Source organism: Marinovum sp. J2-8, from assembly GCF_055808435.1.
In genome coordinates, this window is record NZ_JBVVRZ010000007.1 from 1 (window position 1) to 17006 (window position 17006).

The 17006-nt window shown below is 60.2% G+C and carries 9 protein-coding genes and 3 pseudogenes; 6 read left to right on the top strand and 6 right to left on the bottom strand.

All coding sequences use genetic code 11. The annotated features are described in order from the left end of the window. Positions 1-232: pseudogene (locus AC0L4F_RS18500) on the top strand (serine/threonine protein phosphatase); the annotation flags it as partial. Positions 233-287: 55 nt separating this feature from the next. On the opposite strand, the pseudogene AC0L4F_RS18505 reads toward AC0L4F_RS18500, so the two are convergent. The 3 genes and pseudogenes from AC0L4F_RS18505 to AC0L4F_RS18515 form a co-directional block, all read right to left on the bottom strand. Further along, positions 288-1414, bottom strand: a pseudogene (locus tag AC0L4F_RS18505) (saccharopine dehydrogenase family protein). Positions 1415-1418: 4 nt separating this feature from the next. Next, entirely contained in the window at positions 1419-2474 is a 1056-nt protein-coding gene (locus tag AC0L4F_RS18510; protein WP_244690885.1) for a saccharopine dehydrogenase, read from the bottom strand. A 10-nt stretch (positions 2475-2484) separates the two neighbouring features. Beyond that, the gene (locus AC0L4F_RS18515) at positions 2485-3135 is read right to left on the bottom strand and encodes a histidine phosphatase family protein (RefSeq protein ID WP_244690886.1); all 651 of its coding nucleotides are present in this window, start codon (positions 3133-3135) and stop codon (positions 2485-2487) included. Between the two features lie 272 nt (positions 3136-3407). Here AC0L4F_RS18515 and fdhF point away from each other — a divergent pair, with 272 nt between their 5' ends. Continuing rightward, entirely contained in the window at positions 3408-6176 is a 2769-nt protein-coding gene (gene fdhF, locus AC0L4F_RS18520) for a formate dehydrogenase subunit alpha (protein ID WP_244690887.1), read from the top strand. A gap of 429 nt (positions 6177-6605) precedes the next feature. On the opposite strand, the gene AC0L4F_RS18525 is transcribed toward fdhF, so the two are convergent. Then, on the bottom strand, positions 6606-7874 hold the full coding sequence (locus tag AC0L4F_RS18525; RefSeq protein WP_244690888.1) for a sensor histidine kinase: 1269 nt from the start codon (positions 7872-7874) through the stop codon (positions 6606-6608). A gap of 674 nt (positions 7875-8548) precedes the next feature. Between AC0L4F_RS18525 and AC0L4F_RS18530 the strand changes: the two genes are divergently transcribed. From AC0L4F_RS18530 to holA, 4 genes and pseudogenes are all read left to right on the top strand, one after another. Next, positions 8549-10225: a peptidoglycan-binding domain-containing protein gene (locus tag AC0L4F_RS18530; RefSeq protein ID WP_244690889.1), complete on the top strand. Its 1677-nt coding sequence runs from the start codon at positions 8549-8551 to the stop codon at positions 10223-10225. Between the two features lie 153 nt (positions 10226-10378). Beyond that, positions 10379-12970, top strand: a complete 2592-nt coding sequence (gene leuS / locus AC0L4F_RS18535) for a leucine--tRNA ligase (RefSeq protein ID WP_244690890.1) — start codon at positions 10379-10381, stop codon at positions 12968-12970. After that, positions 12957-13397, top strand: coding sequence for a hypothetical protein (locus AC0L4F_RS18540; protein WP_244690891.1), 441 nt, complete (start codon positions 12957-12959; stop codon positions 13395-13397). The genes leuS and AC0L4F_RS18540 overlap by 14 nt, the downstream gene beginning before the upstream one ends. A gap of 75 nt (positions 13398-13472) precedes the next feature. Beyond that, positions 13473-14499 (top strand): annotated as a pseudogene (holA, locus tag AC0L4F_RS18545) (DNA polymerase III subunit delta). Between the two features lie 250 nt (positions 14500-14749). Here the strand turns inward: holA and AC0L4F_RS18550 are convergent. Continuing rightward, entirely contained in the window at positions 14750-14959 is a 210-nt protein-coding gene (locus tag AC0L4F_RS18550; protein ID WP_244690892.1) for a DUF1127 domain-containing protein, read from the bottom strand. Positions 14960-15642: 683 nt separating this feature from the next. Then, positions 15643-16869, bottom strand: coding sequence for a winged helix-turn-helix domain-containing protein (locus tag AC0L4F_RS18555; protein WP_244690893.1), 1227 nt, complete (start codon positions 16867-16869; stop codon positions 15643-15645). Positions 16870-17006 lie beyond the last annotated feature (137 nt).

A 17006-nucleotide genomic window follows, 5' to 3' on the forward strand; every position in this document is an offset into this window, starting at 1 on the left:
CCGCTGGAGGATCAGGACGAAGACGATCTGGTCTGGATTTCGCGAACCTTTCCTGAGCGAAACCAATCCCTTTGAGGCCTTGATCGTGCATGGGCACACCGCGCTTGACGCGCCAATGTTTTATGGCAACCGCGTCAATCTCGACAGTGGCGCAGGATATGGTTGACCGCTGTCGGTCGGGGTGTTTGAAGCGGGCAAGGTCTATTCACTGACCGAATTCGGGCCGGTCGCTTTTGTCCTGAATGCGCGGCGGCCTTCGGGCCGCCGAAGCCGCTGCGCGCCGCGTCTTAGCTGTGATCAATCACCGCAAGATGCTGCACCAACTGGGCGATTTCGCCCATCCATCTTTGGCGAAGCTTCGGTTCCGACGGCGCGGCTTGCACACCGGGCGAGAAGTCTCCGGCCAGCGCAGTTTCAACGGCCAAGGCCACCGGAACCGACACCAACCGCGCCATCGCACTGCCGCGCGCATCGCCCCAGGCATCCATCACATGGGTCTTGTGCCAGACCACGCCGCTGCTGTCCGAGGCTGACAGCGACACACACATCACCACCCGGTCCGGTTCGCCGTCGCCATAGGCGTTTTCCCCCCAGAACACGTCCGACATTTCACGCAGGCGCAGATCGCTGGCGGTTTCGACCTCGGCAAACACGTCTTTCCACGCCTCCGCCCAGCCGTTCAACCGCAGGGTGCCCCGCACAAAGGTTTCGATGCGCCAGGTCGGATCAAAGCGATATTCCTCGACAAAGGGCAGGCTGTCGCGGTTTGGATAGACCTCAAAGCTTTCCGGCGCCGGCAGCGGCGCGGTGTAATGGCCAAGCGCGTCCAGGGCCGTTCCGCCACAAAAGGCATGAAGTTTCGAATGGATTTCGACGGGCTTTTCAGCGCCTTCAACACCCCCAGCGGCGACCAGGAAAATTTGTATTTGAACGGGTTTGGGTGTTTCGGCACGCCGCCGCAATAGGACAGGAAATTCAATGCGTTGGATGCATCGCATCTTGGGCTGGACCGATAATCCGCCACCAGCGCATGCGCCATCAGATGATCAATCCCCGGGTCGAGACCAACCTCGTTCACCAGACTGACGCCTTTGATCTGGGCCTTGGCATGCAGGGCGCGCATTTCGGGGCTGATATAGCTGGACGACACAAAATCCGCCGATTTGACAATCGCCAATTCCGCCAGACGGACATGCCAGTCAGCAGGCAACATCGAAACCACAACATCCTTTGGCTGCAACTCTGCAGCCAGCGCATCAATGTCGAACACCTTGATCCGATTGGTCAGATCCCCCACGGCATCCCGCGCCTTGTCCAGCGTCCGGTTCCACACCGTGACCTCATGGCCGGCCTCGATCAACCGCCGCAGGCCGGGAACCGCAGAAAGCCCGGTGCCGCACCAATGGATTGTCATATGTTCATACCCCGCTGATATGTCGGTCGAATTCTGCCTTGGCACGCCCCCACACACCAGAAGATATGTCACCCAGTGTCAAAAGCGAGGGCAGGAGCTGAGCCGCATAATCCTGCGAGCTTTCGACCGGCAGCATCGAGGGCAGATTGTCGATCGCGGTCACATCCAATGGCGGCAGATCCTGCACCCGCAGGGCGGGACTGTCCCATGTTGTGGTGCGATCATAGACCTTGATCGGGGAAAAATCACTGTCAGGATCACAGGCGATATCGCCGATGACGGTCAATTTGCGCGGCGATGTCTTGGCCGATGCCGGTACAAACACCGGCGTGCCGGGACGCGCCAGAATGCAGTTGAAGAAGATGTCATGCTGCAACACCTCCGGGAATGGCCCGCCAGAGGCGGTTTCGGCCATGTCCCATTTGGTGACATCCACCCCCATCGCATCACAAAGATCCGCCGCCCCGGTGCCAACCCGGCCCAATGCCCCGATCACCAGCGCCGTCGGGCGCGGTTTGCCGGTAAGCGACAGAAGATCTTCCAATTCCTCGGTCAAATGCGCCGCCGAGGGATGCGTGCCGACCGGCGGGCAGATCCCGCCGTCCTGTTGCGCAGCCCAGCAGCGCAGGGCCACCGCCGCCCCGGCGAACCCGGCCCAATAGCCAAAGGCCGCCACGCGACGGCCGTCATCGTCCACCAGATATTCCAGATCATACAGCGTGCCGCCACCGGCGCGAAACCGTTTCAGCAGGATCTGACCGGCTGGCTGGCCTTTGTAGGCGTGACCGAACATGATGTGGCGATGGTGCAGCGGCGTGCCGTCGGCGGGCAGTTCCTTGAGCCCGAAAATGATGGCGTCCTCCGGCGCATCCGGCCAGGTATTTTCCGCCGCAATGGCACATCCCGCCGCCCGATAGCCGTCAATCTCCAGCGCCCGCACAGAGCTTTGCTCGACCGTGACCGTCAGACCGGCGGCAATCAGCTCTGCCGCGCCTTCGGGCGTTAGACCAACGCGTTCTTCGTTCTGGCGCTGTTCGGCCCGGACCCAGAGATGTGTCATGACGCCCCCTTTAGATAAATGTGCGCGCATGGGCCCGGTCGGGCGCTGCGAGATGCGGTATCGCGTTATAGCCCACAAGCATCATATGACCATGCAGATATTCGATTTCCGTCACCGACGAATTACGCAGCTGAAACATCAACCGGGTCATTTCCGGGATGTCCAACGCAAGAACGTGACGCAGCACCATGGCAATCAACCCACCCGACGTCACCACAAGCGCCCGCCCGCCACCGGACAGGATGTCGTCGATGGCACCCTTGGCGCGCTCCTCAAAGGCACCAAACATTTCCGGTGCGTCGCCAATCGCATCGTCACGCCAATATTGCATCAACTGCGGAATATGGCGGGTGAATTCCTCGGGGCTTTGTGGGGCCGGCAGATCCAGATCGGCCTCGGCCACACGCGCCAGAGAGAAATAATCGAATTCATTGAGCCGCGCGTCGATCTCCGGCGTGGCATGGCCCATGCCAAGCGCCGTGGCGCGGTGGCGTGCCATGTCACCCGCCCAGACATGATCGAAATGCGCGTCATGTTGCGCCAGGTAATGCCCCAGCCACTCTGCCTGTTGCGCACCAAGAGGTGACAGGCGGTCATAATCTGTGGCGTTTTTGGCGTGGGTATTGGCCTGACCGTGGCGGACAAGGGTGATATGGGTCATCTTCTGGCCTTTCACTATTTGCACGTCCCCTAACCGGCCCGGCCCCCGGTGAAAAGTGCGACGCCCCCACACGCCAAGGATTTTTCCGAAGTGACGGCAGCGGGCCGCACTCTGGCCGCACTTTGGCCGCAGCCCGGCAGAAATGCGGGCGATAAGGGGCGCATGTCCGCTATCGGAAACCCGCAGGCCGCAATTTCGTCGACAGATGTCGGGATTGACCCTGCCCTATGCTCGGTTCCATGCTGTAAATCAGAAGGACAGGAGGAATTTGCATGTCCGACACGATCCGTTTCATACTGGATGGCCAGGAAGTCACGGCACAGCCCGGCGACACCATCTGGGAGGTGGCCAATGGCCGGGGTCTGGTGATCCCGCATTTGTGTCACAAACCAGCGCCCGGATACCGCCCGGACGGCAATTGCCGTGCCTGTATGGTCGAAATCGAAGGCGAACGCACATTGGCGGCCTCCTGCATCCGCGAACCCGCCGAAGGCATGAAAGTCACCACCAATTCGGCCCGCGCCACCAGCGCGCGTAAAATGGTGGTTGAAATGCTGCTGGCCGACCAGCCAGAGCGCGACACCAGCCATGACCGCTCCAGCCACCTGTGGGATATGGCCGATCTGAACGGCCTGTCGCAAAGCCGCCTGCCAAAGCTTGAGGATGAGCGCGTCCCACTTTTGGACAGCAGCCATGTGGCGATGTCGGTCAATCTGGACGCCTGTATTCAATGTGGTCTGTGTGTTCGCGCCTGCCGCGAGGTTCAGGTCAACGATGTGATCGGCATGGGCGGGCGTGGGCATGATGCCTATCCGGTTTTTGATTTCGATGATCCGATGGGCGACAGCACCTGTGTCGCCTGTGGTGAATGTGTGCAGGCCTGTCCGACCGGCGCATTGATGCCCGCCACGGTGACAGACGCGGCCCAATCCGGCGACAGTGCCGATTTCGACAGCGAAGTGGCCAGCATCTGCCCGTTTTGCGGTGTCGGCTGTCAGCTGTCGCTGAAGGTCAAGGACGGGCGCATCAAACATGTCGAAGGGCTGAACGGTCCGGCAAACGAAGGGCGGCTCTGTGTCAAAGGCCGGTTCGGCTTTGACTACATCCACCACCCGCATCGGCTGACCAAGCCGTTGATCCGGCGCGACGATGCCCCGGCCAAGGGGCTGAACGTCGATCCCGGCAATCTGTTGACGCATTTCCGCGAGGCAACCTGGGACGAGGCGCTGGACGCCGCGGCAGGCGGCCTGAAGGGTCGCGGCCGCGAGGTGGCCGGCTTTGGCAGCGCCAAATGCACCAACGAAGAGGCCTATCTTTTCCAGAAATTCATCCGACAGGGATTTGGCCACAACAACGTCGATCACTGCACGCGGCTGTGCCACGCATCATCAGTGGCGGCCTTGATGGAAAATGTCGGGTCCGGCGCGGTGACCGCAACCTTTAACGAGATCGAGAATGCCGATGTGGCGATTGTGATCGGGGCCAATCCAATCGAAAACCACCCGGTCGCCGCGACCTTTTTCAAGCAATTCACCAAACGCGGCGGCAAATTGATCGTGATGGACCCGCGCGGCGTCGGGTTGGCGCGGTTTGCCAGCCACCGGCTGCAATTCCGCCCCGGCACGGATGTGTCGATGTTAAACGCCATCATGCATGTGATTGTCGAAGAAGAGCTTTTCGACCAGCAATATATCGCGGCGTTTACCGAAAACTGGGAGGCCGAGAAGGCGCATCTGAAACAATTTCCGCCCGAAAAGATGGCCGAGATCTGCGGCGTCGAGGCCGATGTCCTGCGTGATGTGGCGCGCACCTTTGCCAGCGCCAAGGCCGGGATGATTTTCTGGGGCATGGGCATTTCGCAACATATCCACGGCACCGACAATTCCCGCTGTCTGATCTCGCTCGCGCTGATGTGTGGCCATATCGGGCGTCCCGGCACCGGCCTGCACCCGTTGCGCGGCCAGAACAATGTTCAGGGTGCCAGTGACGCCGGCATGATCCCGATGTTCCTGCCGGATTATCAAAGCGTCAAAGAAGATGGCGTCAGATCCGCCTTTACCGAGGTTTGGGGCAGCGAAGATTTCAGCGCCGAACCGGGGCTGACCGTGGTGGAAATCATGGATGCGATCCATGATGGCCAGATCAAGGCGATGTATATTCTGGGCGAAAACCCGGCCATGTCCGACCCGGATGTGGACCATGCCCGCGATGCGCTGGCCAAGCTGGATCATCTGGTGGTTCAGGATATTTTTCTGACCGAAACGGCGAATTACGCGGATGTCATCCTGCCGGCATCGGCCTTTTATGAAAAATCCGGCACGGTCACGAATACCAACCGACAGGTTCAGATCGGCCGCCCCGCTGTGCCACCGCCGGGCGAGGCACGCGCCGATTGGAAGATCACCATTGATCTGGCGAACCGCTGTGGCTTGAACTGGAGTTATGACAGCCCGCGCGACGTGTTCAACGAGATGAAGCTGAACATGCCCTCGCTGGCCAATATCACATGGGACCGGCTGGAAGCCGAAGGCGCGGTCACCTATCCTTCGCTGGACGCGACCGATCCCGGGCAGGCGATTGTGTTTGGCAATGGTTTCCCCCGCCCCGAGGGCCGCGCGAAATTCACCCCTGCCAGCATTATTCCGCCCGACGATGTGCCGGATGCGGAATTCCCGATGATCCTGACCACCGGACGGCAGTTGGAACATTGGCACACCGGGTCAATGACCCGACGCGCCAGCGTGTTGGACGCGGTCGAGCCAGAGGCCAATTGTTCGCTGCACCCCGCGACCCTTCGCAAGCTGGGGGTCGCGCCGGGCGGCATGGTGCAATTGACCACCAAACGCGGCACGCTTTCCGTGATGGCACGTGCCGACCGCGCGGTATCCCCCGACATGGTGTTCCTGCCATTTGCCTATGTCGAAGCGGCCGCAAACATCCTGACCAATTCGGCACTGGATCCATATGGCAAGATCCCGGAATTCAAATTCTCGGCGGTCCGGGTCGAAAAGGCCGACAATCCCATGGCGATCGCAGAATAATGCGGCCCCCCTGGATCGCGGATATCCGGCAGCGCGCCACCGCGATCCAGCAAACGCAGAAAGCGGCTGGAAATTTTAACCAGCTATTTATGAACGGTTTCAAGCCCAATTGGCCTTGGATCACTGCGCTTGGCGCCTGACCTGTCGCATTTGGTGGCATCAGCGCCAGAAGCAATCTGCAAAAACCTTACAGGCTGAAATTCCCGCATTTTCATGATAGGATCAGAGAATGGATATTATCACGCTATCATTTTATGCTGTGGTTTGCGGTGTTTTGGGGCTGGCCGGACCGCGGCTTGGCGCGGCGCCAATCCGGCTTTTGATTGGGGGTCTCGTCGGCGTGTTGGCGGCAACAATATTGCCGTTTGTGCATGTCCTGATTGGGTATTAAGGCGCTTCACCGGCCAAATTTCCGGCAACAGTCCCACCTTAGGCGGTGCGCAAACCAGAACTCCGTAGTGGTTGACGCTGTTCCGTTGCGGGCCAGTCATCAATCTTCCTGCGACCGGAATACTGCGCAGGCGCCGGGTCTTCCGAGGCCAAGGGATCCGGCCCAACCAAAGCTTTCAAAGGCAGATCCAACGCATAAGACAGCCCGTTGGGCGTAAAATCAACCTCCGCCCTGCCATCCAACCGGCGCGGCACCGCGATGTTCAAGACCCGAGAGCCAAACCCCACCGGGCCGCTGGAAAAGAGTTCCGCCGCTTCGTTTTCCGCACGGCGTGACGCACAGAGCGTTTCGGTCCAACAGATCTGAAACCTGTCCACCGCATCAGGCCAGCCGCGATATTTGGCCCAACTCAGCTCGACCTTGCCCTCTTCATCGCGCAATGCGCCATGTTTGATCGCATTGGTCGCCAATTCATTCAAAACCAACCCGATCTGGCGGGCCGCCAATTCCGACACCGGTTGCTCATCCCCAATCAGGGTGATCCGGTCGGGGTATGCCGCGCGGTACGCGGCCAGCTGGTTTTCGGCCAATCCACGCATCGTGCCCGACAGCGTGGCACCGGGTTGGATCAACGCGTCCGATGCTTCGACCATCGCACTTATCCGGGTTTGAAACTGCTTCAGAAACTCTTCGGTTCCTTCGGTCTGATTGGCGGTCTGGCGGGCCAATGCATCGGTCAGGCACCGCAGATTTCGGCCGCGATTCGCGGCCTCCCACAGGGTGATATGCAACTCTTCGTTGGTGCGCTCCAACGCGCGAGTGCGCGCAGCGACCTGATCCTCAAGCTCTCTGCGAATCCGGCGCAATTCATCCAGGGTTTCTTCATGCGCGGCAATTTCGTCGCGCAAATCACCGTTAACAGCGCGCAGTTCCGACGGCGACGGCAGGGCAATCACCTTTGGGATCATCGGGAACAACATCACGGCGGTCAGCATCGACACCACCCCGGTTGCCAACTTTATCACGCCCTGAACGGCATAAGCCGGAATCCACAGGGTAAAGATCGCCACCAGATGCGTCAGCCCGCACAGCAGAATAAAAGTGGCAAAAAGATAGGCGACCCCGCGATTTTCGATCTCTGGTCTGGCGCGGACAACCCGGAAAATTGCGAATGGAATCATCGCATAAGCGACAAAAATCAGAAAATCGGACCCAGCAAACAATGCAATCAACCAAGGCTGCCACATCAGGCACATACCATGCGCCATGTAACCGAGTTCTTCAAAAAATGTGATAAGAGGCTGCAAAAAAGTCTCCTAGGCAATAAATACAGGCTTATATCGCCATCAAACCTCTAAATGTTTGATAACCCCACCATGGGTCAAGGCGTTTTTGGCCCAAATCAATTCATAAGATTTGGGGAAATTTCGAAAAAATTCTTTCTCCGGCAATTGTTGGACCTAAAGGAATCTCAACGCAATGGCGTTTCGACCCACCTAACAGTTTTTACACCTTCCCGGTCAAACGGCTGAAAACCGCGCAGAGGGCGTACTCTGGCCCATATAGACGCCAATTCGCGTCAGAGCAAATATTGCCGGGCCGTCCAGATTTGCACCCCCCCCCCGACCCCAAGCAAAGGTTGCTTACCATTTGGTAGGATTTATGGATAAACTAGGGCCCAACTTGATTAACTCAATAATATCAGACGCGGAGCTGTTCTGTAGGGAACCGAGCCTAAATCCCGCGCGGGGAGAGACTTTCAGCTTTTGATTGTGAAATACATGCACAAATCTCCGCTCCATTTAAATCTCGGTAACCTTAACCCCCAATAAAACCCCATAAGAAAAACCGTTCACGCCAAAGCCCACACAGGAAATTCTACGGCACAGGGCGCTGATACGCTTGTGAAGCTATGTCAGTTGCCCGTTCATGCTAACGTGGCAAAACATAAATCCGTCCACGACGACATGGGAGGACCCAAATGTCCGTTTCACTGACCTGCGCCGGAGCAACACACACCGGAACCACAGGCCCCGGCAAGTTGAAGACGTTGCTTGCCGCTGCCGCGTTCTTGCTGGCCAACCCGGCCTTTGCCACCGATCTGGCACTGGTGCTGGCCAATGACAATTACACCAAACTCAGCGATGCGCGCGGTGCCACCGATCTGCGGGCGACCGCCCGGCGGCTGGAGCGTGAAGGTTTCGAGGTGATCAGCGATTTTGATGCCCAGACCGATGACATGCTGGCGGCCGCAGACCGGTTCCGCCGCGCCGCCGAAGATGCCGACCGGGTTCTGATCATACTGGACGGGCATTTTGTCAGCTCTGCCAGTGACGCCTGGTTGCTGGCCACCCGGGCCACCGATCCCAATCTGCTGTCCGCGCCGACCCAGGGCCTGTCTCTGCGGGCATTGGCGGAAATTGCCGGCGCATCCGCCGCCGGGCGTGCCGTGATGCTGGTCGGACGTTCCAGCACGTTGCGGTCACCCGATAACGGGCTGCGCAGCGGCACCCAGGGGCTTGATCTGCCGCAGGGGGTGACGCTGGCGGCCGGCAGTTACAACCAGATCAATCAGGCGATTTTCACCGGGCTGCTGCGCGATGGCGAAAGTCTGAATGCCGCTCTGTCACAGATGTCCGCACGCGGGTTCCTCACCAACTCGGTTGGCTATTCGGGGGACGGCCCCCGCCCGGCCCCGCCGCCGATCTTTGACACCGAAGCGATTGCCAACCGCGCGCTGGAAGAAGGCTTCTGGCAGGCCGCCCGCGCCATGGATACGGTCGACGCGCTGGAACTGTACAAGACACGCTACCCCAACGGGCGGTTTACCTCTGATGCCAATGCACGGATCGCCGCGATTGCCGCCGACACCAAGGGCCGTTGGCAACGCGAAGAGGCAGAGCTGAACTTCACCCGCGACGACCGGCGCAAGATCCAGCGCGATCTGACCTTGCTGGGCTATAACACCCGTGGCGTCGACGGGATTTTTGGCAATGGCAGCCGCGGGGCAATTGGCCAATGGCAACGGGATCGTGGGTATGAGGTTACCGGCTATGTCACCCGCCGCCAATGGCAACAGATCACCGACGAAGCCGACCGCAAGCGTCAGGATCAGGCAGAAGAGGAACGCCGCACCGAAGATCGCTATTGGCAGGAGACCGGCGCACAGGGCACCGCCGAGGGGCTGCGCGCCTATCTTGATCGGTATCCGCGCGGCCGCTTTGCCAATGAGGCGCGCAATCGGCTGGACGCCATCGAAGCCGCAGAAGAAGACGAGGGCCGCCGCGCCGCCCGCCGCGCCTGGCGTCAGGCACAGGAGGCCGACACCGCCGAGGCCTATCGTGATTTCCTCAACCGCCATGGCGATTCACGGTTTGCCGACGAAGCCCGTGCGCGGCTGAACGAATTGCAGGCGAACGATACCGAACGGATGATGGAGCTTGCCCGGCGCGAAGAAGACCAAAACATCAACAACCCGGTGGTCCGGCTTTTGGTCGAGCAGCGGCTCTTGCAGCTGGGCTACAACCCCGGCACGCCGGATGGCCGCTTTACAGAGCAAACCCGCGACGCGATCAAACGCTTTCAACGCGATCGCGACATCTTTCAAAGTGGCTATGTCACCAACCGCACTGCCGCCCGCCTGCTGCAAGGGCGCTAAGGTGACCTGAAAACCGCCCGACCGACCCGGCATCTGATCCTGATGCCGGGTGACGGCACAGAAGTTACGACCAAATTGCGCCGTCGCACTGGACGCCGGCATAATCTGGCCATATCACCCCTTGGACTGCTCTACGCCCAAGGGAATATCATTATGTCGCGCTATGATGCCGCTTCGATCGAAGCGAAATGGCAGGAGGCCTGGGAAAAGGCCGGAACCTTCACCGCCACGATGGAAGGCGGCAAGCCGAAATACTATGTGCTGGAGATGTTCCCCTACCCTTCGGGCAAGCTGCACATGGGCCACGTCCGCAATTATACCATGGGCGACGTCATTGCGCGCTACAAGATGTCGACCGGGCATAATGTGCTGCATCCGATGGGCTTTGATGCCTTCGGCATGCCGGCGGAAAATGCCGCGATCTCTTCGGGCGGGCATCCCAAGGACTGGACCTATTCCAACATCGACACGATGGTCGACCAGATGAAGCCGCTTGGCCTCTCGCTTGACTGGTCGCGCATGTTTGCCACCTGTGACCCGGAATACTACGGGCAGCAGCAGGCGCTGTTCCTTGATTTCCTCGAAGCCGGGCTGGTCTATCGCAAGAACGCGGTGGTCAACTGGGACCCGGTCGACATGACCGTGCTGGCCAATGAACAGGTGATCGACGGCAAGGGCTGGCGCTCCGGCGCAGATGTGGAGCGGCGCGAGCTGACGCAGTGGTTCTTCCGCATCTCCGACATGGCCGAGGAACTGCTCGACGCCATTGACGGGCTCGACAACTGGCCGGCCAAGGTCAAGCTGATGCAGCAGAACTGGATCGGCAAATCGCGGGGTCTGCAATTTGCCTTTGGCCTGATCGACGGGCCCGAAGGTTTTGACCGGGTGGAAGTCTATACCACCCGTCCCGATACATTGATGGGCGCGTCATTTGTCGGCATCTCGCCGGACCACCCGCTGGCCAAGCATCTTGAAAAGGACAACCCAGAGATTGCGGCCTTCTGTGCCGAATGCCGCAAGGGCGGCACTACAGAAGAAGCGCTGGAAAAGGCCGAGAAGAAAGGCTTCAACACCGGCCTGACCGTGCGCCATCCCTTTGACACCTCGTGGGAATTGCCGGTCTACATCGCCAACTTCATCCTGATGGACTATGGCACCGGGGCCATCTTTGGCTGTCCGGCCCATGACCAGCGCGATCTGGACTTCGTCCGCAAATACGATCTTCCGGTGGTCTCCACCTTCGCCCCGCTTTCGGGCGACCACGTGCTGCCCGAAGAAAGCGGCGAGGCCTATGTCCCGGCGAAATCCGAAAAGGTACGCTGGTTGAAACCCTATGCCTGGGACGAAGAGGTGACAGGCGAGGAGGCCATCGACGCCGCCATCGCCTTTTGCGAGGACAATGCCGTGGGCCAGGGCGTAACCAAGTTCCGCCTGCGCGACTGGGGCCTGTCGCGGCAACGCTACTGGGGCTGCCCGATCCCGGTGGTGCATTGCGACACCTGCGGTGTGGTGCCGGAGAAGAAGGAAAATCTGCCCATCGAGCTGCCCTATGACGAGGGCGACAAGCCGCTGGACCTGTCGAACCCGGGCAACCCGCTGGCCCGCCATCCCACATGGCGCGACTGCACCTGCCCGGCCTGCGGCGGCAAGGCGCTGCGCGAGACCGACACGATGGACACCTTTGTCGATTCGTCGTGGTACTTCGCCCGCTTCACCGCGCCCCGCGCCGAGACGCCCACCGACATGGAGGCGGCAAAGTACTGGATGAACGTCGACCAATATATCGGCGGCATCGAGCACGCGATCCTGCACCTGCTCTATTCGCGCTTCTTTGCCCGCGCCATGCAGATCACCGGCCATCTGCCCGAGACCGCGAAAGAGCCTTTTGACGCGCTGTTTACCCAAGGCATGGTGACCCACGCGATCTACAAGAACGCCGAGCGGACGGATGAAAACGGCCGGGCAATCTATCACTATCCGGCCGAGGTCGAGGAACGCGAAAACGGCACTTTCGTCATTGCAACCGGCGAACAGGTCGAGGTCATCCCATCGGCCAAGATGTCGAAGTCAAAAAACAACGTGGTGGATCCGCTCAACATCATTTCCAGCTATGGCGCGGATACTGCGCGCTGGTTTGTCCTGTCCGACAGCCCGCCGGAACGTGACGTGGAATGGACCGCCTCCGGCGCTGAAGCCTCGTCCAAATATCTGGCGCGTGTCTTCCGCATTGCGACCGAAGCTGCGGCCTCCGAAAAGGGGCCGCAAGGCGCCGACGAGGCCCTGCTGAAAGAGATGCACAAGGCGATCCGCGACGTGACCCTGAGCATCGAAAGCTTTGGTTTCAACGCCGCCATTGCCCGTCTTTATGCCTTTACCAACGCGCTGGCCAAATCAAAGGCCGGGGCAGACGCGCAACGCGCGGCAACCAGGGCGCTCGCCCAGCTTATGGCGCCGATGACGCCGCATCTGGCCGAGGAAATCTGGACCATGTTGGGCGGCGAGGGCCAGGTGATCGATGCCCCATGGCCGGTCGCGGACGAGGCGATGCTGGTCGAGGCCAGCGTGACCCTGCCGATCCAGATCAACGGCAAACGCCGGGCGGAAATCAGCGTGGCCGCCGACCTGAGCAAAGAAGAGGTTGAAAAGATCGCATTGGCCCACGAAGCTGTGGTCAAGGCGCTGGACGGCCAGGCGCCGAAAAAGATCATTGTGGTGCCGGGGCGGATTGTGAATGTGGTTGTCTGACCGACGAGGATTCCTTTGTGGGGCGCTGGCGCTGTCCGGCGCGGCGGTCAGCGGCTGCGGCTTTGCCCCGGCCTACGGCACGGACGGGGCCGCATCCAAACTGCAAAATGCGATCCATGTGGATGAGATCAACACCCACAACGGCTATCTGATGACCCGCCGGATCGAGGAACGGCTTGGCGCCGGCGGGGCAAATGCGCCCTTTACGCTGGGCCTGACGATCGGCACCTCGCAGGACAATCTCGGCACCACGCCGGATGGCAATCTGACCCGCTACCAGATTCTGGGGCGGGTGGATTTCACCCTGCGCCGGGCCGCGAAAAAACCGGGTTCCAATATGGCACTGTCCGCAATTTCACCGGCTATTCCGCGTCGGGGTCGACGGTTGCCACCCTCGCGGCGGAACGCGATGCCGAAGACCGGTTGATGACCATGCTCGCCGATCAGGTGATTGAACGGCTGGTCCTGATTTCCCCCGACATTTCCCTGTGACCGCCGCGCCATGAAACTGTCGCCTCGCGATGCGCCCGGATATTTTGCCCGCCCGGACCCGGACCGGACCGGCCTGCTGATCTATGGCAACGACGGAATGCGGGTGGCGTTGAAACGGCAAGAAGTGATTGCCAACCTGGTTGGCCCCGAAGGCGAGGCCGAAATGCGCCTTAGCCGTATTCCCGGCAGCAACCTGCGCAAAGAGCCCGGCCTGCTTAACGATGCGGTCAAGGCGATTGGCTTCTTTCCCGGGCCGCGCGTCGCCTTTGTCGAAGATGCCAACGACACTGCCGCGCCCGCCGTGGTCGCCGCATTGGAGGATTGGACCCCCGGCGATGCCCAGATCGTTGTCACCGCCGGCGCGCTGAAAGCCACGTCAAAGCTGCGCAAGGCGTTTGAGGCCCACAACAATGCCTATGCCGTCGCGATTTATGACGACCCGCCGTCACGGGGCGAAATCGAAGCGGATCTGAAACGCGCCGGTCTGAGCATCGGCCAGGACGCGATGGAGGATATCACCAACCTCAGCCGCGCATTGGATCCCGGTGATTTCCGCCAGACGCTCGAAAAGCTTGCGCTTTATAAACACGGCAACTCGACCCCGGTCAGCCCAGAGGATGTCGCCGCCGTGGCGCCGTTGTCGACCGAGGCTGAACTGGATGATGTGCTGACCATTGTCGCCGAATTCGCGCACGCGTGAGATCGGGCCGATGCTGGCGCGGCTCGCGGCGCAGGGCACACAGCCCGTGGGCCTTGTGATTGCCACCATGCGACACTTTCGGGCGCTGCACGCCGCCGCCAGCCACCCCGATGGCCCGGCGCGGGGCATTGCCGCCGCCCGCCCGCCGATCTTTGGACCAAGGCGCGAAAAGATGACCCGTCAGGCCCAGGCCTGGGGCGCGCATAATCTGGATCAGGCGATTTCTCTGTTGACCGATACGGACCTGCAATTGCGATCCGCCAGTCAGAATGCCCCTGCCATGGCGCTGGTGGAGCGGATGTTGATCCGGTTGGCCATGCTGGGCGCGCGGCGCTGATGTCGGTGGAATTGTGCCGGGTGAACCATCCCTAGCCTGCCCTTCACGGGGCAAAACGGCGCTTCTACGGGGCAAAGATCCTGACACCGAAACGCGCGACACCCTTAATAACCTTGCGTTGTGAAATCCGTGATTTCAGGAACGCCAGGCCATTAAGGGTCACGTCGAAATACGATATAGATCGGCAGCTTGCGCGACCTTCACGCGGGGCTTTTGCCCCGCAAATGAGATCACGGTAATCGTTGGTCGCTCAGATGTGCAGCATGTCCGAGAAGACGTGATGCACGATGTCTTCGCGACGGATGCCACGTGCGGCCAGCTCTTCGTCCGACAGATTGTTCAGAAATTCAACTTTGCGGATGCGGTGGTTGTTTTCAGCGATCTGAACCATGAAATTGCCGATCCGCGCCAGAATGCCGGGGGTTTCGACGTGAAGAATATTTGTTGTTGCCTGTGCCATGTCTTTGTCCTTTCGATGACCTGTTTGTCTACTGGTCTCCCTTGAGTGCTAACTTATGCACCTGCAGCATTTTCTACTACAGCCATGCCGGTAAACCCGTGTTGCGGCTGGTGCATGGCTGGCCCGGCCCATCCCCCCCGGCGGCGCAATGCATGCTTTGGCATTCAATTTTTGGCAAGTAGTTGATTTTTAACCAACAAACAAATCCCCTTCACGCAGCCGCTTGACAGAACAGAAAGATGACGCCATTCTGATACAACCTGTCAGGGTATTCCGAAAACTCTCTCGCTCACGCTTCGGTGGCTTTCTCCTCCTGTGCCGCCGGGACAATTGCACCAATCGCATACCCTGATACCGGAGCAGCCCCAGATCGGGGCTGCTTTGTTCTGCACTGCAGAATCATACCGCAGGGCCTGCACGACATACGCTGCGGCGCGGCATGCTGTTGTTCGGGGTGATGAAAAAGCCAGCAATGGGAACAGGGACGCAGATGGGGAACCGCGTCCCTGCGGTATTGAGGGAAAACGGACGGCCAAAATACGGCCACCCGGTACTGCTGAAATGTCGATCTCTATAAAATGCCCGGAACCGGGATCAATCATGGCCCCGATCTAGGCCACATGCATGACAGTCAGGTGATGGTTACATGACGTTTTCTTGGAGCCGCATTTCGCACCCTGGCCTCAGGGCGACGGCGTGTCACGCAACCAGCCGTCGGCAAAGGCCAATTGCTCGACCTTGGCAAGCCGCGTGATACGCTCCAGCTCAGAGCACAGCCGCGCCTGACGGCCCGCCCCGAATTTCACGCCGCGCTCTGGCCAGAGCGCCGTTACGTTCAACACCCCGGCCTTGCGGTCCGCCTTCATATCTATCCGTCCGACAATCCGGTCGCCTTCCAGCAGCGGAAAGACGTAATAGCCATAGATCCGCTTGGCCTCGGGCACGAACACCTCGATCCGGTACTGAAATCCAAACAGCCGCTCTGCCCGTTTCCGGTCGCGCAGGGCGGGGTCAAACGGGCTGAGCACACGCATGCGCCCGGTCGGTTCAGGGGCATTTCTGGCCTGCTCGATCACATCGGGCCGGGCGACATGCATACGCAGGCTGCCATCGGTGCTTTCAACCTCGACCGGCATGACCTCGCCGCGGGCCTCGGCGGCGATGCACCAATCGCGGGCCTCCTTGGCGGTGACAATGTCCCAGAACGCGGCCAGATCGCCGCTGGTGGCAAACCCCAACCGGTCCAGCGCCCCGCGCATAAGCCAGTCGATTGTCTGCGCCTCGCCCCAGTCAGAATTGCGCAGGTCCTCGGGCACAACCCGTTCCGACAGATTGTAATACTTGCGAAATCCCTGCCGATGGCAGATTTCCAACCGGCCGCTGCGCCAAAGGTATTCCAGCGCCGTCTTGCCCGGATGCCAGTTCCACCAACCGCCAGAGGGGCGTGGCGTATCGGGGCCAAGATCATTGCTGCAAACCGGGCCGCTGTCAGCGATCATTGTCAGGATACGGTCGAATTCAGCTTCGAATTCGTGGCGTTGCCATTCCTTGTAGCGATGTTTCAATATTTCGGCGTCGCGACGCCGCTTCAGCGCCCAGACCGGATAAAACGCCATCGGCACCACAGCCGCATCATGGGTCCAATGTTCGAACAGCACACGATCCTGTTCAATCAGACGCTCCATATTGCCGGTGCGATAGCGCGGGCGGCGGGCAAACAGGATCAGATCATGCGCCCGTGCGACGGTATTGATAGAGTCGAGCTGTACAAACCCCAGCCGGGTGATGACCTCATGTAAGGCAGGGCCATGGCCCGCACCGGCCGGGGCATCGCCCAAGGCATGTTTGTCCAGAAACAACCGCCGCGCCAAGCGATTGTCGATCCGGGTGACATTCTGGGACGGGGGCATGGCGGCGCGATCCTTTTGACAGGTGAACCTTTACCATGTCGCACAGCGGGCGTGAGACCAAGTGCAGAACACGTCGATTTTCGGACCTGGGGCCGACCGGGTGCCAGGGCGACCGAAGCCTGAGCATCAGCCGTATG

Bases quoted from the DNA above. Each gene is read 5' to 3' on its own strand.
- AC0L4F_RS18510 (WP_244690885.1), bottom strand. From the start codon at position 2,474: ATGACACATCTCTGGGTCCGGGCCGAACAGCGCCAGAACGAAGAACGC.
- AC0L4F_RS18515 (WP_244690886.1), bottom strand. From the start codon at position 3,135: ATGACCCATATCACCCTTGTCCGCCACGGTCAGGCCAATACCCACGCC.
- fdhF (WP_244690887.1), top strand. From the start codon at position 3,408: ATGTCCGACACGATCCGTTTCATACTGGATGGCCAGGAAGTCACGGCA.
- AC0L4F_RS18530 (WP_244690889.1), top strand. From the start codon at position 8,549: ATGTCCGTTTCACTGACCTGCGCCGGAGCAACACACACCGGAACCACA.
- leuS (WP_244690890.1), top strand. From the start codon at position 10,379: ATGTCGCGCTATGATGCCGCTTCGATCGAAGCGAAATGGCAGGAGGCC.
- AC0L4F_RS18540 (WP_244690891.1), top strand. From the start codon at position 12,957: ATGTGGTTGTCTGACCGACGAGGATTCCTTTGTGGGGCGCTGGCGCTG.
- AC0L4F_RS18550 (WP_244690892.1), bottom strand. From the start codon at position 14,959: ATGGCACAGGCAACAACAAATATTCTTCACGTCGAAACCCCCGGCATT.
- AC0L4F_RS18555 (WP_244690893.1), bottom strand. From the start codon at position 16,869: ATGCCCCCGTCCCAGAATGTCACCCGGATCGACAATCGCTTGGCGCGG.